The organism is Janthinobacterium sp. GL_088, from assembly GCF_057837845.1.
In genome coordinates this window covers 5813673-5831030 of record NZ_CM174453.1, presented here as the reverse complement: position 1 = coordinate 5831030, position 17358 = coordinate 5813673, and the positions used below count along the sequence as shown (strand labels likewise).

The following is a 17358-nucleotide window of genomic DNA, read 5'->3' as shown; positions in this document are numbered from 1 at the left end:
CTGCGACGCTTACCAGCTGAAGGACTTGGCGCCGGCCTTGTCCACCAGCTTGACGTCGACCGGCACCTGCGCCGGCACGTTGGCGCCCCATTTCTTTGCCATGGCGATGGCCAGCGCCAGGCGCACCTGGTCGCGCGGGTACTGGGCGGCCGTGGCGATGAACCTGGAATTGGGCTTGAGCATCGCCTTGATGGCTTCCGGCGCGCCGTCGACGCTGGTCAGTTTCACGTCCTTGCCGCTCGCCTCGATGGCTGACAGCGCGCCCATGGCGCCGCCATCGTTGACGCTGAAAATGCCTTTCAGTTTGGGCTGCGCCTGCAGGATGTTTTCCGTGACCGTCAAGGCCTGGTCGCGTTCCTGCTTGCCGTTCTGGGTGCTGACGATCTTGATGCCAGGAAAGGCTGCCAGCGCATCCTTGCAGCCGCGCACCCGTTCCAGGATGGGCACGACGGGGATGCCGTCGAGGATCGCCACGTCGCCCTTGCCGTCCAAACTCTTGGCCAGGTAGGTGCAGGCCAGCTGGCCCGCATTGAAATTTTTCGAGCCGACAAAAGAATCGACGGGGCCGTTGGCATTCGCATCGACGGCGATGACGATCACGCCAGCTGCCTTGGCCGCCTTGACGGCCGACTGGATGCCGACCGAATCGGTGGGGTTGAGCAGCAGGATGTCGATCTTTTTCTGGATCATGTCTTCCACGTCGCTCGTCTGCTTGGCCACGTCGTGGCGCGCATCGGTGATCACCACCGTGGCGCCGATGCTGGCGGCCGCCTCTTCCAGCGCCTTTTTCATGGTGATGAAATAAGGATTATTCAGTTCCTGGAAGGACATGCCGATCTTCAGCGGCGCGGCGCTGGCGCTCACGGACAGGCTGGCGGCGCACAGGGCGGTCGTGGACAGGGCCAGCAATTTTCTTTTCAACATCATCGTCTCCTGATTTTTAGTATGGATTTTGGGTGTCGTGGCAGCCTTGCCTTGCCTGCTGCCGGGGCATGAAGCGGGAAGAAGCGAACTCAATTGCCTGGCGCCGCCGTTTTGAGGCCGTCGTAGCGGCGGAATTTCGACGGGGAAATGCCCTTGTGCGCGAGGAACTGGCGGTTGAAATTGGACAGATTGTTAAAGCCGACCTGGTAGCAGATGTCCGTGATGCTCAAGGCGCTGTTGCTGAGCATTTCGCAGGACAGTTTGATGCGCAGCAAGTTCACGTATTGCACAAAGGAAATTCCCGTGTGCTTGCTGAACGAGCGCGAGAAGGAGCTGACGTTTTGTCCGATCAGTTCGGCCAGTTCCGATTCGCGCAGGTCGGTCGACAGGTTCTTGCCGATATAGGCCAGCGCCAGGTTGATCTTCGACGCCATATAGCTGTGCGGATCGGGCAGGTAGCTGGGGCTGGACAGTTTGCGGCGCTCGCTGTCGTGCAGCAGCAGTTCCAGCAGCGACAGGAACAGCATGACCCGGCGGCAGCCGCGCGCTTCCAGCAAGGCTTGCATCAGGGGCAGCGCGGCGGCGCCTGCCTCCGGCGTAAACAACAGGCCGCTGCGCGATTCGGCCAGCAGGGTGGTGACTGGCTGCAATTCCGGGAAGGCGGCGATGGCCTTGGCCATGAATTCGGCCGTGAATTGCAGGATCAGGCAACGCTGCGGCACCGGCTGGTTATCGGGCAGCTCGCTGACCCAGTTATGCGGCAGGTTGGGGCCGGACATGACCAGGTTGCCCGGCTCGAAATCGCCGATATAGTCGCCGACGAAGTACTTGCCGCTGGTGTCGGTGATCAGCTGGATTTCATATTCGGGATGAAAGTGCCAGCGCACGGTACGGTAGGGGTAGCCGTGCGACCAGGCTGTAAACGATTCATCGGCGGGCACGCAGACGACTTCGAGATCGGGATGCATGGCGGGCTCCGCGCGGGTCAGGCGAGGCGGGGAACAGCACGGCAGGAACGGGGCGTGGCGGCAAGGCGGATGCGTGTCATGGCGTGTCTCCTGCTGGGTTACCGTGCGCTCCAGCCATGTTGCCGGCTGGGCGGGTTATTGGTTTATGTCCCCATTCTATGCAGGCGAGCGCGGCAGGGCTACCGATTACATGTGCTGAAACCGATACTTTTTTTGCATTTGCATGGCCGGAGGCGGTCCAGGGTCAAATTTTGTGCATTGCGTCAAATGATTATGAGCAATAACGCGGCAGGGGGATGGCAGGGCGGGGAGGCGCGCAGCGGCCAGGCGGGCCGCTGCGTGGTCAGGCAGACAGGTGCAGCTTAATGATGCAGCTTAGGCCAGCGTGGCAAACACCTTGCGCGCGGCAGCGATGGTGGCGTCGATGACGGCATCGTCGTGCTGCGCCGAGACGAAGCCCGCCTCGAAGGCGGCTGGCGCGAAGTACACGCCTTCGTCCAGCATGGCGTGGAAGAAGGCGTTGAACTTGCTGCGGTCGCCCGCCATCATTTCCGCGTAGCTGGTCGGTGGCGTGGCGCTGAAATAAATGCCGAACATGCCGCCGATGTAGTCGGCGCAGAAAACCACGCCCGCTTCCCTGGCGGCGGCGGTCAGGCCTTCGGCCAGGCGCTTGGCCGTGGCGCCCAGCTGCTCGTAGAAGCCGGGCTGCTGAATCAGTTTCAATGTCGCCATGCCGGCCGCCACGGCGACCGGGTTGCCGGACAAGGTGCCGGCCTGGTAGACGGCGCCCAGCGGCGCCATGTGGTGCATCAGCGCCGCGCTGCCGCCGAAGGCCGCCACCGGCATGCCGCCGCCGATCACCTTGCCCAGCGCCGTGAGATCGGGCTTGATGCCGTACAGCGCCTGCGCGCCGCCCAAGGCCACGCGCAAGCCGCACATGACTTCATCGAAAATGAGCAGGGCACCGTGCTGCGTGCACAGTTCGCGCATCGCCTGCAGGAATGCCGGCGTGGCTTTGACCAGGTTCATGTTGCCGGCCACCGGTTCGACGATCACGCAGGCGATTTCCGCGCCGAAGCTGTCGAAGGCGTCTTTCAGCTGTTCCACATTGTTATAGTCGAGCACCAGGGTGTGCTTCACGAAATCTTCCGGCACGCCGGCCGACGTCGGGTTGCCGAAGGTGAGCAGGCCGCTGCCCGCTTTCACCAGCAGCGAATCGGCGTGGCCGTGGTAGCAGCCTTCGAACTTGACGATCTTGTCGCGCCCCGTGGCGCCGCGCGCCAGGCGCAGGGCGCTCATGGTCGCTTCCGTGCCCGACGAGACCAGGCGCACCTGTTCGATCGACGGCACCAGGCGCGTGATTTCCTCGGCCATCAGCACTTCGCCTTCCGTCGGCGCGCCGAACGACAGGCCCAGCGCGGCCGCATCCTGCACCGCTTTCACCACTTCCGGGTGGGCATGGCCGACGATGGCCGGGCCCCAGGAACCGATGTAGTCGATATAGCGCTTGCCGTCCGCGTCCCAGAAGTACGGGCCTTCGGCGCGCGTGATGAAGCGCGGCGTGCCGCCCACGGAGCGGAAGGCGCGCACGGGCGAATTGACGCCGCCTGGCGTGGTTTTTTGTGCGCGGGCAAACAGGATGTCGTTCTGTGAAGTCGTCGTCATGATAATCGTGCCTTGAAAGTGGATCGTTGTCTGTGTCGTGATTACTGTGCGCCCGCCAGGCGCCGGAACAGCCGGTTCGGCACCAGCTTGCCCATGCCGTGGCGCTGCGCGTGGGCCAGCGCGCCGGCCGTGAATTCCTGCGCCGCCACGACTATCTGCGGCACATCGTCTTCGTTTTCCGCCAGGGCCAGCAGGGCGGTGGCCGCGGCCGACAGGGTGCTGCCGGCGCCGTTGAAGATACCGGGCAGGTGCTGCCATTCGTCGTGGCGCACCACGCCGTCTTCGCCGAACAGGGTATTGGCGCGCAGCTTTCCTTCGGCCGTGCCGGACTTGCTGGCGTCGGCCGGCATGCCGGTGACGAGCACGTATTCGCAGCCCAGCGCCACCAGGTAGTCGACGTCGTTTTGTAATGTGTCGTCCGGGTCGGCGTCGCGCCAGGTCTCGGCCAGGCGTTCCAGCTCCACCGGCGAGAGCACCAGCAGGGTCGTTTGCGGGATCAGCAGCTGGCGCACGGCCGTGAGGATGTCTTCGTCGTCCATGCCCTGTTCCGGCAGCGCCGAAATGAAGGGATCGAGGATCAGCGGCACGTTCGGATAGTCGGAGACGATTTCGGCGATGGCCGTGACGTTTTCCACGCTGCCTAGCGCGCCGATCTTGATGGCAGCCACGGACATGTCTTCCAGCAGCACGCGCGCCTGGTCGGAAACCCAGTCCGGGTCGACCGCCTGCACGTCTTCCACGCGCGCCGTATCGCTGATCAACAGGCCCGTAGTGACGGACAGGCCATGGCAGCCGAAGGCTGAAAAGGTGGCCAGGTCGGCCTGGATGCCGATCGCGCCGACCGGATCGGACACGCCGAAGCTTAATATGAGGGGAGAAGTTTGGTTTTGCACGGCGGGTAGATTAAGATACCTAATTCAGCATTTTACTTGATTGAAGGGTGGCAGAACGTGAGTAGCAACGAAACAACGCAGCAATTCCAAACGTGGATGTGTCTTATTTGCGGCTGGGTTTATGATGAAGCGGCCGGTCTGCCCGACGAAGACATCGCTCCCGGCACGCGTTGGGCCGATGTTCCGATGAACTGGACCTGTCCTGAATGCGGTGCGCGCAAGGATGATTTCGAGATGGTGGCGCTGTAATTAATCGAAGGCCATGGGATGCCGCTGCCGCACGCAGGTATCGCGGCTGCCTGTGCTATGGTATGAAAGATTGTCGAATAATCACATGACGCGTCCCTTTTTGCCCGAGGCGCCGTCCGATGCCGTGACGATACTCGTCATCGACGACAGCGCGACGATACGCAGCGCCGCCGCGAAGATACTCGGCGAGGCCGGTTATCGCGTGGTGGTGGCGGAAAACGGCTTCGAGGCCCTGGCCAAGATCGCCGACTGCCAGCCAGCGCTGATCGTGTGCGACATTGTGATGCCGCGCCTGGACGGCTACCGCACCTGCGCGCTGATCAAGGCCAGTGCGGCTTTCCACGCCACGCCGGTGCTGATGCTGTCGTCGAAGGAGGGCCTGTTCGACCGCGCGCGCGGCGCCATGGCAGGCGCCAGCGCCTGCCTGGCCAAGCCGCTGGCGCGCGAGGCGCTGCTGGAGGCCGTGCGGCGGCACCTGGCCGGGCATTTTGACTAAGTGGTTTTATTGATTGACAACGCAGCAAGGAAGCAGATGGCCATACACACAATTCTGATCGTCGATGACTCGCCGACAGAACGCTATTACCTGAGCGAGATCCTGGTGCGTGCCGGTTACGCTGTCCTCACGGCGCAGGACGGCGCCGACGCGCTGGCGCAACTGAAGCAGGCCAGGCCCGACCTGATCCTGATGGACGTGGTGATGCCCGGTGCGAATGGCTTCCAGATCACGCGGGCGATCGCGCGCGATCCCGAACTGCAGGACGTGCCGGTGATTATCTGCTCCAGCAAGAGCCAGGAAACGGACCGCATCTGGGGCTTGCGCCAGGGCGCGCGCGATTACCTGGTCAAGCCGGTGGTCGAAGCCGATCTTCTGGCCAAGATCGCCGCGATTTCCTGAGCATGCACACGATGCCAGGTCACGGCGTGTCCACTGCGGCCTTTTCGCCTGCCGCCGCCATGCCATCCTTCGAGACGGGCGCGCGGCAGGGCCGCTTGCGCCAGTATCAGCTGCAATTGATCGAGCGGATACAGGCCGCGCGCAGTGGCGCGCTGGCCGCGCGCAAGGAACTGGGCGTGATGCTCGGTGGCCGGCCGTGCCTGCTCGACCTGACGCAGCTCGGTGAAATCGTCATTGCCGCCGGTGTGCAGATCCAGGGCGTGCCGCTGGCGCAGGACTGGTACCTGGGCCTGGCGGCCATGCGCGGACGCCTGACGGGGGTCGTCGACCTGGCCCGCTACATGGGCGAACCGGCTTGCGCGCCGGGCAATCACTGCCGCATCATCACCTTTTCTCCCCGCCTTGGCCTCAATTGCGCCTTGCTGGTCGAGCGCGTGCTGGGCTTGCGCCAGTTGCGCGCGATGCAATCCGTGCCCGTTCACGAGGCGGCGCCGGGCGTGCTCCCATCGTGGGCCGCGCAGGCGCTGCGCGACAGCGAAGGGCAGCAGTGGCTGCGCCTGGACCTGGCGCAGCTGGCGCAAGCGGAACGCTTTCTCGATGCCGGCTTTGGCGGCTTCCCCATGCACAAGGACATTTGCTGATGGGCGCCCATTCCCCCATTCTGGCGGCCGGCATGCCCGAAGCGCAGCACGCGCCCGGGGACCCGGCATCGGCGGCCGACCTGCCGCTGCGCCTGCGCGACGCGCTGGGACGGCGCAAGTCGCTGGCCAGCGCACCTGCCGGGGACTGGAAGCTGCCACTGATTGGCCACTTTCCGCTGCAAAAACAATTGAGCATCCTGTCGACGGTGATGGCCCTGAGCCTGGCCGCCAGCCTGCTGTTCGTCGGGCTGAACACGCGCAGCGGCAATATCGCCTCGGCACAGACGCAGCTGGCCAGCGATGCGCTGATGCATTCGCAGCGCATCGGCAAGGCCGCGCCGAATGCCGTGCAAGGCAATCCGGAAGCCTTCCGCCAGCTCGAGGAAAGCCGCAATGAACTGAATCAGGATTTTCGACTGATGCTGCGCGGCGGGACGTACCACGGACGCGATATCGGCGAGTCGCGTTCCGCCCTGCTGGCGGCGGTGGCCGATGCGCGTAAAAAATGGGCCAGCAGCGACCGCGCGGCCAGCACGATCTTGCGCCTGAAGCCGGAGCTGGGCGAATTCGACAAGACCTTGCAGCAATTGAACGCGCTGTCGCCGGCGCTGCTGGCGCAGGCCGAGGAAATCGCGGCCCTGAAGGTGCAGCGTGGCGGCAATGCGCGCGATCTGGCCGTCATCGGCCGCCTGATGATGCTGAGCCAGCGCATGAGCCGCAGCGCCAGCGAGTTCCTGTCGTCTGGCAGCATCAGCTCGGAAACGGCGTTTTCGCTGGGGCGCGACACGACGTATTTCCGCACCGCCGTCGAAGGCTTGCTCAATGGCAGCGTGTCGCTGCAACTGGCGCCCACGCGCGACGCCGAACTGCGCGACCGGCTGGTGGCGCTGAAAGCCAGTTTCGACACTTACCAGAAGCTGGTCTCGTCGATACTCGACCGGCTCGATAAATTCAGTTCGGCGAAAAGCGCGGAACAGCTGATCTTCAACGAGAACGAAGACCTGCGCCAGCGTTTGACCTTGCTGCAGAAGATGTACCACGTGAACCAGGAAACCCTCGGCATCGCCTTCTGGATGATGGTCGGCGGCGTGTTGCTGACCCTGATCGCGGCGGCCGGCATCGGCAGGGTGCTGCTGCAGGACTCCGTCAACCGCACGCGCGATGCCGAGCGGCGGCGCCAGGAAGCGGAAATCCTGCGCCTCCAGTCGCAGGGAAAAGAGGAAGAGGCGAAGGCCAGGAATGAGCAGAACCAGGCGGCCATCCTGCGCCTGATGAATGAATTGCAGAAGGTCGCCGACGGCGACCTGACGGTGCAGGCCACCGTATCGGAAGACATCACGGGCGCCATCGCCGATTCCGTCAACTACACGGTCGAGGAATTGCGCGGCCTGGTGGGACGAGTGACGGCGACGGCGGAACAGGTCAACCGGGCCTCGACGCAGGCGCAAAGCATTTCCAGCAAGCTGCTGATCGCGTCGCAGCAGCAGTCGCGCGAGATCCAGGGCGTCAGCGCCACCGTGGTCAAGATGGCCAATGCGATTACCGACGTGTCGAAGTCGGCCAGCGTCTCGGCCGACGTGGCACGCCAGTCGGTGGCGGCCGCGCAGCAGGGTTCGACGGCGGTGGAAAACGCCATCAAGGGCATGCATGAAATCCGCGAGCAGATCCAGGATACGTCCAAGCGCATCAAGCGCCTGGGCGAATCGTCGCAGGAAATCGGCGAGATCACCGAGCTTATTTCCGACATCACCGAGCAGACCAACGTGCTGGCGCTGAACGCCGCCATCCAGGCCGCCTCGGCCGGCGAGGCGGGGCGCGGCTTCTCGGTCGTGGCCGAGGAAGTGCAGCGCCTGGCCGAGCGCTCGGCCGCCGCCGCCAAGCAGATCGGCGCGCTGGTGCGCACCATCCAGGCCGATACCCAGGATGCGACGCGGGCGATGGAAACGTCCACGCAGGGCGTGGTCGAGGGCGCACGCCTGTCCGACGCGGCCGGCGCGGCCTTGAACGACATCAGCCAGGTGTCGAAACACCTGGCTGAACTGATCCAGGGCATCTCGTTCGCCACCGGCACGCAGGCCGGTTCGGCCAGCGGCGTGGCCTTGAATATCCAGCATATCCTGAGCGTGACGGAGCAGACGCAGGATGGCACGCAGCAAACGGCGCAGTCGATCCATAAATTGTCGATGCTGGCGCAGGAACTGAAAAATTCGGTGTCGCGCTTCCGCGTCGCCGCCTGAACGCCGCGCCAGTCCAGGCGATTTCCTTACCGAGGCATGCATGAGCACACCAGATAGTCCACAGCAGTCCAAGCCGTTCGACAGCGAACCTTTGTCGTGGGTGATGGTGGAAATCCGCGAAGCGCTGGGCCGCTCGAAAACAGCCCTGTTCGAGGCGGGTGGCCGCGAGCGCGAGGAACGCGCCACGGCCCTGCAGCATGCGCGCTCGCATCTGCACCAGGCGCATGGCGCACTGGTGATGGTGGACGTGGCCGGCGCCAGCTTGCTGACGGACGGCGCGGAACAGGCGCTGGCGCGTTTTCGCGACGGCAGCCTCGAATACACGCTGGACCATGCGCAAGTTGTCGCCGAACTGTATCAGGCCCTGACCGAATACCTGGAAGACCTGGTGGCCGGCACGCCGCCGCAGCCGACGCGTTTGTTTCCCTATTACCGCGATCTGCAAACCATGCTGGGCGCCGGGCGTATCCACCCGGCCGACCTGTTTTTCCCGCCCGCGTCGACGCTGGAAGGGCATGCCATCGCGCTGGCCGACGCGCCGCCGGCGGCTGACTATCCGGCCTGGCGCGGGCGCTTCGAAAAGTCTTTGTTGCCCTTCCTGAAGGCGCAGGATGACGCAACGCGGCGCCAGCATGCGGGCGACTTGCACGCCACCTTGACCCTGGTGGCCGATGCGCAGCAGGAAGCGCCTGCGCGCACCTTCTGGTTCGCCATGCAGGCGTTTTCCGGGCTGGAGGCCAGCGGCGAAGGCATGGGCACGCTTAACGTCAAACAGTTGTTCGGCCTGATCAACCTGCAATTGCGCCGCCTGGCGCAGGGCACGGCCAGCCTGCCCGAAGCGATGCTGCGCGACGCCCTGTTTTTCATCGCTGCGGCACACGAGCCCACATCTGAGGCGCGCCAGCTGCGTGCCGCTTTCGTGCTGGAGGGGCAGGTGCCCGCCGACGTGGAAACGCGGCGCTACGGCCAGGTCGACCAGGATGCCTTGCAAGGCGCCCGCACGGCCCTGGCGCAGGCGCGCGCCTGCTGGAATCGCCTGGCGCAAGCCGACCTCGATCCTGCCCTGGGTACGGAGTTTGAAGCGTCGCTGCAACAGGTGGCGACACATGTGGAGTCCCTGAAACAGCCGGCCCTGGCCAGCCTGCTGTGCGAATGCGCGGCCGTGGCGCGGCAAGCCGTGGCCAGCGGACGCAGTGCGGCCCTGGAAAATGAAATCGGCATGGCGCTGCTGTTTGCCGACACGGGCCTGGAGCAGCTGCGCCGCCTGCCAGACGATTTCGCCGGCAATGCGGAAACCATCGCCGCGCGCCTGCAGGCGCTGCTGGCTGGCGAAGCGCCGCCGCCCGTCACGGCGGGGGAGCTGTCGCGTCAGATCGAACAGGGCCAGACGGTGGCCACGCTGGCCGAGGAAATGAAGACGGGCCTGCGCCAGGTGGAAAAGGTGCTCAACGCGTATTACGCGGATGCAGCGGGGACGGGGACGGGAACCCTCGACCGCGTCGCGCCCGTCCTGGAACAGTTGCAGCAGCAGCTGGCCGGGTTGGGACAGGAAGACGCGCGCGCCGCCGTGCTGCACGTCGATGCGGCCGTGCGGCAGCTGGCCGGTGGCGACGCCAAGGCGGAAGCCAATGCGGATGCGCGCGCCGGGGCGCTCGACGAGATCGCGCAAAATGTCAGCGCACTGGGCTTTTTTGTCGATATGCTGGGCCGCAACGCGCAGGCGGCCAGCGGGCGTTTCCATTTCGATGCCGCCGCCGGCACCTTCCGCGCCCTGCCATTTGAAAAAGTCGCCGCCGCCGGCGCCGTGCCCGTGCCCTTGCTCGACCAGGCCCTGGCGCCCGCCGCGCCGGCCGGCATGGATACCGCGTCGGCCGCGACCGATGTCGATGCGGAGATGCTCGACATTTTCATGGCCGAAGCGCGCGAAGTGCTGGCCTTTATCGACACCACCCTGGCCCTGCCGCGCGAGCAAGCCGCCAGCGGCGACCACCTGGCCATGCTGCGCCGTTCGTTCCATACCCTGAAAGGCAGCAGCCGCATGATCGGCCTGGCGCAGTTTGCCGAAGCGGCCGGCGCCATCGAGCGCGTCATGAATACATGGCTGGCCGAGGCGCGCCCCGTCAGCGACGATCTGTTTACCCTGCTCAATTACGGTTGGTACCAGCTCAGTGAATGGTTGGCGGAACTGGAAGGCGGCGCAGGACGCGAGCGTGAAGCCGGCATGCTGCTGGCGGCGGCCGAGCGCGTGCGCGAAGGCGGACCGTTCGAACTGCGCAAGCCTCGCTCGGCATCGGCCGCACCCGTGGCCAGCAATGGCAATGTGATCGGACTTCCCTTGGCCACGGCACCCGCGCTCCACGAAGCGCCGGACGATCACCTCAAGCACGTGGGCGAACTGCGCATCAGCCTTCCCTTGTACAACATCTACCTGGCCGAGACGGATGAATTGCTGCGCGTGCTCACGCGCGACTTCGGCGAATGGCGCCATGAACAGCGTGCCGTCAGCGCGGAAGCGCTGCAAGCCGTGCATACCCTGGCGGGGACGTCGGGCACGGTCGGCTTCCAGTCCCTGCGCGACCTGGCGCACGCGCTGGAAACGGTGATTGAAACGGTGGTGCCTCCGCTGGCCGGCCTGCGCGCCGAGCAGCACGACGTGCTGGAACAGGCCACGCAGCGCATCGGGCAAATGCTGCAGGCGTTCGCGCTGGGCGACCTGGCGCCCACGCAGCCGGACATGATCGAAGCGCTCAACACTCTGTGGCGCGCCCTGACGGCGCCGCCCGGCGAGAGCCAGGAAGAGCGGCTCGACGCCCTGTTTGCGGAAGCTTACGCCAGCATCGTCGGCGCGCCGGCGCAGCCTGCGGAAGCGCTACCCGACGTGGTGGCCGAGGTTCCTGTGCCGCAGCTCGAGACCCTGTTCGAATCGACATATGCAAGCATCGTCGCCGACGCGCTGCAGCCTGCTGCTGCCGAAGTACCTGTGCCGGCGCCGGTGCAGGATAGCGGCGTAAGCGACGACCTGTTCGACGCCGGTTTCGAACACGCGCCGCCGTTGGAGCATGCGGCGCCGGAAGCGCCGGCGCCCGCCATCATGCCGGCCGATGCGGCCGCGCTGCTGGCGGCCAGCGCCGGCATCAGCGATGAACTCGACCTCGATTTGTTGTCCGTCTTCCTGGAAGAGGGGGCCGACCTGCTGCCGCAGATCGGCGAGGCGCTGCGCAGCTGGCAGCAGCAGCCGCACGACAGCGGCCAGGCGCAGATGCTGTTGCGCACCCTGCATACGGTCAAGGGCAGCGCGCGCATGGCCGGCGCCATGCGCCTGGGCCAGCATGCGCATGAAATCGAGACGCATATCGAAAACATGCTGCACGCGGGCACCGCCACGCCGCAGGCCTTCGAGGAATTGCTGGCCCATTACGACCATGCGCTGCACCTGTTCGAACAGCTGCAGCAACCCTTGCTGCCCTTGCCGGGCATGGAAGACACGCCGGCCGCCGAACCGAAGGCGGCACTGGTGCGTGTGCGCGCCGATATCCTCGACCGCCTGGTGAACCAGGCCGGCGAAGTGTCGATCACGCGCTCTAAAATGGAAAATGAAGTGGGCGTGCTGGGCGCTTCGCTGTCCGAGTTTTCCGACAACCTGGCGCGCTTGCGGCGCCAGCTGCGCGAAGTGGAAATGCAGGCCGAATCGCAGATCGCCTCGCGCATGGCCGTCGGCAGCGAGCGCGATTTCGATCCGCTCGAATTCGACCGTTTTACGCGCCTGCAGGAACTGACGCGCATGATGGCCGAAAGCGTCAACGACGTGGCCTCGTTCCATGAAAACCTCAGCCACAGCGTCGACGCGGTGACGGACGACCTGGTGCTGCAGGCGCGGCTGACGCGCGAGCTGCAGCGCGACCTGATGCAGATCCGCATGGTGCCGTTTGCCAGCATCGCTGAACGGCTGTTCCGCGTGGCGCGGCAAAGCGCCAAGGAAGTCGACAAGCGCGTCAACCTCGACATCCGCGGCGGTGGCGTGGAAATCGACCGCAGCGTACTGGAACGCATGGCGGCGCCATTCGAGCACCTGCTGCGCAACGCCATCGTGCACGGCGTCGAGCCGCGCGACGCGCGCCTGGCCGCCGGCAAGAGCGAGACGGGCGAACTGCTGGTGCAGGTCAGCCAGCAGGGCAATGAAGTGGCGATCGCCTTTTCCGATGATGGCGCAGGGCTGGACCTGGAACGCATCCGCGCCAAGGCGCACGGCGCCGGTCTGGTGGCGACGGATGCACCATTGACCGATGCACAGGCGGCCGAGCTGATTTTCACGCCTGGCTTTTCCACCGCCGACAGCCTGACGGAATTGGCCGGGCGCGGTTTTGGCATGGACATCGTGCGCTCCGAAGCGCTGGCCCTGGGCGGGCGCGTGGAAACGCTGACGCAGGCCGGCCTGGGCATGCGCTTCACCATCCACCTGCCGCTGACCTTGGCCGTCACCCAGGTGGTGCTGCTGGCGGCCAGCGGCAAGACGTATGCCTTGCCATCGGTGCTGGTGGAGCAGGTGCTGCACCTGAAAGGCGAACAGCTGGAGCAGGTGCGGGCGGCCGGGCGCATCGAGTCGCACGGGCAGTCGCTGGCGCTGCACCACCTGTCGGCCATGCTGGGCGAGACGCCGTCGGCGCAGGCCACGCAGCGCTATGCTCCCGTGCTCCTGCTGCGAAATGGCAATGACAGGCTGGCCTTGCAGGTCGATGACGTGGTGGGCAACCGCGAAGTCGTGGTCAAGCACGTGGGTCCGCAGCTGGCGCGCATGCCCGGCATCGCCGGCGCCACGGTACTGGGCACGGGCGACATCGTGCTGATCCTGAACCCGGTGGCGCTGGCGCAGCACCTCGAGCATCATCCGGAACTGCTGTCGCAGTATGCGCTGGCCAGCAGCGAGCAGCATGCCGCTTCCAGCGCGCTGGCCGTGCCTGCCGTGCGGGTGATGGTGGTCGACGATTCGCTGACGGTGCGCCGTGTGATGCAGCGCCTGTTCGAGCGCGAAGGCTACCAGGTGCTGCTGGCCAAGGATGGCGTCGATGCGCTGGAACAGCTGCATGCGCTGGAACCGGCTGCCATGCCGGCCCTGCTGCTGGTCGACGTGGAAATGCCGCGCATGGATGGTTTTGATTTGACGCGCAATGTGCGCAGCGACGACAAGACGCGCGCCATCCCCGTCATCATGATCACCTCGCGCAGCGCCGACAAGCACCGCCAGCATGCGCTGGAACTGGGCGTGAATGCGTATTTCGGCAAGCCGTTCCAGGAAGAGGAATTGCTGGCGGAAGTGCAGCGCTTGCAAACGGAGGCTGGTGCCGAAACACCTCGGCAACCATAACAGGTGTGCATCGCCAAACCAGGAAAACTATGAGCCTTCACGCCAAACTGAAAAAACTCGAAGACAAAGCCATGGCCAAAGGCGAGCATGCGGTCGCCGCGGCCGCAGCCCATCTGGTGCAGGATATTGACTCCATGGACAGGCAAATCAACCTTGTCGGGGCGCTGCACGAAGTGGGCTACCTGCAGAACTCGCTGAAGCCCTACTGGAATGCGTTCAGGGCCGATGAGCCGGCATGGATAGAACGCTGCCTGACCAGGCTGCTCACTGCCGATCATGACTATTGGGCACTCGCCGCGCTGCTGGGGTGCGATGGTCCGGCCACCATCGGCATCGCCATGGGCAAGGGGTTCAAATCCGCCGCGACGAGGCAGCATGAACGTTTTGATAAGCCCGATGTCCATGTCGATACCCTGTATTTTTCAGGCATGGGCAAGGTGTTGCACCCCATATTGGAAGTCGGCTATGACACCAGGGAAATGATCAATATCGACGTGGGAAGGGCGCGGGCACTGAGTTTAGAAAACCAGCAATGGCAGCCAGGTGAACCGTTGGGAACGGGCGGACTGTCCCTTTCCATGCAGGCGAAACTTCCGCACGGCGCCTGGCGGTCGGTGTGGACGCCGTTCACCACACAGGAAGCCGGCGGCCTTACGTGACCACTTTGACCACTGCATAGCGCTCCAGGGTCTCCTTGCGCGCCTCGTCGTGCTGCACCAGCGGTTCCGGATAATCGCGCCCCAGCACGATGTTTTTTTGTTCGAGCAGCATGCGCGGCACCAGCCAGGGGGCGTGGATTTCCTTGTCGCCCAGCGCCTTCAGTTGCGGCAGGTAGCGGCGGATGAAGCGCCCGCTGGCATCGAATTTTTCCGACTGCGTGATGGGGTTGAAGATGCGGAAGTAGGGTTGCGCATCGCAGCCGGACGACGAAGCCCATTGCCAGCCGCCGTTGTTCGAGGCCAGGTCGAAGTCATTCAGGTGCAGCGCGAAATACGCTTCACCGCGGCGCCAGTCGATGCCCAGATCCTTGATCAAAAAGCAGGCTGTGACCATGCGCAGGCGATTGTGCATATAGCCCGTCTGGTTCAGCTGCGCCATCGCCGCGTCCACCAGCGGATAGCCGGTACGCCCCTCGCACCAGGCGGCAAACGCGGCATCGGCCTCGGGTCCCGTTTCCCATGCGATGGCGTCGTAGGCGGGTTTGAAGGCGCCGCCTTCCACATGCGGGTTCTGGTACAAAATCATGGCGTAAAAATCGCGCCAGATCAGTTCCGCCAGCCACACGGGCGCGCCATCGCCGCCGCCGCCCCGGTCCATCAGGTCGACGATGGTGCGCACCAGGTAGCGCAGCGACACGGTGCCGAAGCGCAGATGCATGGACAGATACGACGGTCCCTTCAGGGCGGGGAAATCGCGCGCCACGTCATAGCGGGCCACGCGCGGCAGAAAATCCTCGAACAGCTGACTGGCGCCCGACATGCCGGTGGGAATGGCCAGTTCGGCCAGGTTGCTGGCCTCGAAACCCAGTTCGCCCAAGGTAGGCAACGGCGCTGGCGTGCCGGCGCGCGGCGGTGCCAGGCTGGCCGCATGCGGCTCGATAGCGAACGGCGCCAGGCAACCGGGTTCGGCGCGCATTTTCTTCAGCCAGGCATTTTTATACGGCGTGTAGACGGTATACGGCTTGGCGGAAAGCGTCAGCACCTCGTCCTTTTCAAAGATCACCTGGTCCTTGAAGCTGAACCACAGGCGCGCGTCGCGCGTGAGCGCGGCGGCTACCGTGGCGTCGCGCGCGATCGCTTGCGGCTCGTAGTCGTGGTTGGCAAAGACGGCGTCGGCGTTCAATTCGGCGGCCAGGCGCGGGATGGCCTCGGCCGCGTCCGCGTGCAGCACGATCAGGTCGCCACCGAGCTGGCGCAGCTCGGCGGCCAGCTCGGCCACGCTGGCATGGATGAAGTCGACGCGCCGGTCGCGGCGCGGCAGGGCGGCCAGGATGGCCGTGTCGTAGACGAAGACGCAATGCACGGCCTGGCTCTGGCGCAGGGCGTGATGCAGTGCAGCATGGTCAAACGCGCGCAGATCGCGCCGGAACCACACCAGGGAAGTCTTGATTGTCATTATTTCGCGTGTTCAGGGTCAAAGATAGGCCATTTTTTGCCGCCAACTGGGCTTTATGGCCGCTCGCGTCGCGCCTTTGGCGTCGCTGCGGCGGCAATTCAGTGTAAACTACCGGGTATGTTCATGGTGCTTTATGTGCGACAGCGATTTTGCAATCAATTTTACAATTGGCATGGAAATGCGCCTGCAGGCAAAGCGAATGGATCATTAATTTATAACATAACAAGAATAGCGCCTGGCAACACGGTTCTCGCCGCCCAACGTTCGCGGCAGGATGCGCCAGTCGTACGATAGCGGGGTAAGCGAGACTTGCCAGCAAGCCCACAGAGAGAGCATCGCGTATGAAAAAGAGTAAAATCGACCAGACTCTACCAGGACATCGTCTGATGCAGGGTGTGGGAGAGCCGGCCGCGACCGGTTCCTCCACCCTGAATCTGGCCAACCATTTCCTGATTGCGATGCCGGCCATGCAAGATCCGATCTTCGGCGGCACGGTCGTGTACGTGTGTGAACATAATGAAAACGGCGTCCTGGGTGTCGTCATCAACAAACCCACCGACATGACCATGGAAGTGCTGTTCGACCGCATCGACCTGAAACTGGCGGCCGGCAGCGACACGCCCATCATCAACGAACCGATCATGTTCGGCGGCCCCGTACAGGACGACCGCGGCTTCGTGCTGCATACGCCGGGCGCGCGCTACTCCTCGTCGCTGACGGTGACCGATGAAGTGGCGTTTACCACCTCGATCGACGTGCTTGAAGCCGTCGCCAAGGGCGATGGTCCCGAGCGCATGCTGGTCTCGATCGGCTATTCGGGCTGGAGTCCGGGCCAGCTGGAAGACGAAATCGGCCGCAATGGCTGGCTGACGGTAGGCGCCTCGGCCGACATCCTGTTCGATTTCCCCATCGAGCAGCGCTACGTGGCGGCCATCAAGTTGCTCGGCATCGATCCCCTCATGCTGGCGAGCGAGGCTGGCCACGCATGAGCGGAGACGCCATCGACACCATCCTCGCCTTCGATTTCGGCTTGAAACGCATCGGCGTGGCCATCGGCAATACCATGATTTGCCAGGCCAAGCCGCTCAGCGTGATCACGGCCACGGCGAACGAACCGAAGTTTGCCGCCATCGATAGCCTGATCAAGGAGTGGGGCGCGAGCCGCATCGTGGTGGGCTTGCCCAGCCATCCCGATGGCACCGAACACGAGATGAGCGCGCGCTGCCGCCGTTTCGCCAACCAGGTGCACGGCCGCTTCAACCTGCCCGTGGAACTGGTCGACGAGCGCTATTCCTCGGCCGTCATCGCCGCCAAGCGCGGTGAAGTCATCGACGACCGCGCCGCCGCCATCATCCTGCAACAGTATTTCGACGCGAATTATTAATCCGACCTTAGACCCATTCCTG

Annotated in this window: 14 protein-coding genes; 9 read left to right on the top strand and 5 right to left on the bottom strand. The window is 64.6% G+C overall.

Annotated features, from left to right (window positions below; translation table 11 throughout):
- Nucleotides 1-9 precede the first annotated feature (9 nt).
- From AC3IQ7_RS26040 to thiD, 4 genes are all read right to left on the bottom strand, one after another.
- Nucleotides 10-927: an ABC transporter substrate-binding protein gene (locus AC3IQ7_RS26040; protein WP_322426143.1), complete on the bottom strand. Its 918-nt coding sequence runs from the start codon at nt 925-927 to the stop codon at nt 10-12.
- Between the two features lie 86 nt (nt 928-1013).
- On the bottom strand, nt 1014-1892 hold the full coding sequence (locus AC3IQ7_RS26035) for a helix-turn-helix domain-containing protein (RefSeq protein ID WP_489207705.1): 879 nt from the start codon (nt 1890-1892) through the stop codon (nt 1014-1016).
- A 375-nt stretch (nt 1893-2267) separates the two neighbouring features.
- Nucleotides 2268-3557, bottom strand: coding sequence for a glutamate-1-semialdehyde 2,1-aminomutase (gene hemL, locus AC3IQ7_RS26030; protein ID WP_099376553.1), 1290 nt, complete (start codon nt 3555-3557; stop codon nt 2268-2270).
- A 41-nt stretch (nt 3558-3598) separates the two neighbouring features.
- The gene (gene thiD / locus AC3IQ7_RS26025) at nt 3599-4450 is read right to left on the bottom strand and encodes a bifunctional hydroxymethylpyrimidine kinase/phosphomethylpyrimidine kinase (RefSeq protein WP_099376554.1); all 852 of its coding nucleotides are present in this window, start codon (nt 4448-4450) and stop codon (nt 3599-3601) included.
- A gap of 96 nt (nt 4451-4546) precedes the next feature.
- Between thiD and AC3IQ7_RS26020 the strand changes: the two genes are divergently transcribed.
- From AC3IQ7_RS26020 to AC3IQ7_RS25990, 7 genes are all read left to right on the top strand, one after another.
- Nucleotides 4547-4699, top strand: coding sequence for a rubredoxin (locus AC3IQ7_RS26020; protein WP_010401308.1), 153 nt, complete (start codon nt 4547-4549; stop codon nt 4697-4699).
- Nucleotides 4700-4784: 85 nt separating this feature from the next.
- Nucleotides 4785-5195 carry a response regulator gene (locus AC3IQ7_RS26015; protein ID WP_099376555.1) on the top strand — a complete coding sequence of 137 codons (411 nt, stop codon included), beginning with the start codon at nt 4785-4787 and terminating at the stop codon, nt 5193-5195.
- A gap of 36 nt (nt 5196-5231) precedes the next feature.
- Nucleotides 5232-5597 (top strand): response regulator, encoded by a 366-nt coding sequence (locus tag AC3IQ7_RS26010; protein ID WP_099376556.1) that lies wholly within the window; start codon nt 5232-5234, stop codon nt 5595-5597.
- A 2-nt stretch (nt 5598-5599) separates the two neighbouring features.
- The gene (locus tag AC3IQ7_RS26005; protein WP_099376557.1) at nt 5600-6238 is read left to right on the top strand and encodes a chemotaxis protein CheW; all 639 of its coding nucleotides are present in this window, start codon (nt 5600-5602) and stop codon (nt 6236-6238) included.
- Nucleotides 6238-8475, top strand: a complete 2238-nt coding sequence (locus tag AC3IQ7_RS26000; protein WP_099376558.1) for a methyl-accepting chemotaxis protein — start codon at nt 6238-6240, stop codon at nt 8473-8475. Before AC3IQ7_RS26005 ends, AC3IQ7_RS26000 begins: the two co-directional genes overlap by 1 nt.
- A gap of 40 nt (nt 8476-8515) precedes the next feature.
- The gene (locus AC3IQ7_RS25995; protein ID WP_489207704.1) at nt 8516-13837 is read left to right on the top strand and encodes a hybrid sensor histidine kinase/response regulator; all 5322 of its coding nucleotides are present in this window, start codon (nt 8516-8518) and stop codon (nt 13835-13837) included.
- Nucleotides 13838-13866: 29 nt separating this feature from the next.
- Nucleotides 13867-14496: a hypothetical protein gene (locus AC3IQ7_RS25990; RefSeq protein WP_489207703.1), complete on the top strand. Its 630-nt coding sequence runs from the start codon at nt 13867-13869 to the stop codon at nt 14494-14496.
- Here the strand turns inward: AC3IQ7_RS25990 and AC3IQ7_RS25985 are convergent.
- The gene (locus AC3IQ7_RS25985) at nt 14489-15952 is read right to left on the bottom strand and encodes a cryptochrome/photolyase family protein (protein ID WP_099376561.1); all 1464 of its coding nucleotides are present in this window, start codon (nt 15950-15952) and stop codon (nt 14489-14491) included. The two genes, AC3IQ7_RS25990 and AC3IQ7_RS25985, sit on opposite strands and share 8 nt — an antisense overlap.
- Before the next feature lie 386 nt (nt 15953-16338).
- Here AC3IQ7_RS25985 and AC3IQ7_RS25980 point away from each other — a divergent pair, with 386 nt between their 5' ends.
- Nucleotides 16339-16941 carry a YqgE/AlgH family protein gene (locus AC3IQ7_RS25980; RefSeq protein WP_034746689.1) on the top strand — a complete coding sequence of 201 codons (603 nt, stop codon included), beginning with the start codon at nt 16339-16341 and terminating at the stop codon, nt 16939-16941.
- Nucleotides 16938-17336: a Holliday junction resolvase RuvX gene (ruvX, locus tag AC3IQ7_RS25975; protein ID WP_223278885.1), complete on the top strand. Its 399-nt coding sequence runs from the start codon at nt 16938-16940 to the stop codon at nt 17334-17336. The genes AC3IQ7_RS25980 and ruvX overlap by 4 nt, the downstream gene beginning before the upstream one ends.
- The last annotated feature ends 22 nt before the right edge of the window (nt 17337-17358 follow it).

Excerpts from the sequence above, each read along its gene's own strand:
- AC3IQ7_RS26040 (WP_322426143.1), bottom strand. The coding sequence starts at position 927 with ATGATGTTGAAAAGAAAATTGCTGGCCCTGTCCACGACCGCCCTGTGC.
- AC3IQ7_RS26035 (WP_489207705.1), bottom strand. The coding sequence starts at position 1,892 with ATGCATCCCGATCTCGAAGTCGTCTGCGTGCCCGCCGATGAATCGTTT.
- hemL (WP_099376553.1), bottom strand. The coding sequence starts at position 3,557 with ATGACGACGACTTCACAGAACGACATCCTGTTTGCCCGCGCACAAAAA.
- AC3IQ7_RS26020 (WP_010401308.1), top strand. The coding sequence starts at position 4,547 with ATGTGTCTTATTTGCGGCTGGGTTTATGATGAAGCGGCCGGTCTGCCC.
- AC3IQ7_RS26015 (WP_099376555.1), top strand. The coding sequence starts at position 4,785 with ATGACGCGTCCCTTTTTGCCCGAGGCGCCGTCCGATGCCGTGACGATA.
- AC3IQ7_RS26010 (WP_099376556.1), top strand. The coding sequence starts at position 5,232 with ATGGCCATACACACAATTCTGATCGTCGATGACTCGCCGACAGAACGC.
- AC3IQ7_RS26005 (WP_099376557.1), top strand. The coding sequence starts at position 5,600 with ATGCACACGATGCCAGGTCACGGCGTGTCCACTGCGGCCTTTTCGCCT.
- AC3IQ7_RS26000 (WP_099376558.1), top strand. The coding sequence starts at position 6,238 with ATGGGCGCCCATTCCCCCATTCTGGCGGCCGGCATGCCCGAAGCGCAG.
- AC3IQ7_RS25995 (WP_489207704.1), top strand. The coding sequence starts at position 8,516 with ATGAGCACACCAGATAGTCCACAGCAGTCCAAGCCGTTCGACAGCGAA.
- AC3IQ7_RS25990 (WP_489207703.1), top strand. The coding sequence starts at position 13,867 with ATGAGCCTTCACGCCAAACTGAAAAAACTCGAAGACAAAGCCATGGCC.
- AC3IQ7_RS25985 (WP_099376561.1), bottom strand. The coding sequence starts at position 15,952 with ATGACAATCAAGACTTCCCTGGTGTGGTTCCGGCGCGATCTGCGCGCG.
- AC3IQ7_RS25980 (WP_034746689.1), top strand. The coding sequence starts at position 16,339 with ATGCAGGGTGTGGGAGAGCCGGCCGCGACCGGTTCCTCCACCCTGAAT.
- ruvX (WP_223278885.1), top strand. The coding sequence starts at position 16,938 with ATGAGCGGAGACGCCATCGACACCATCCTCGCCTTCGATTTCGGCTTG.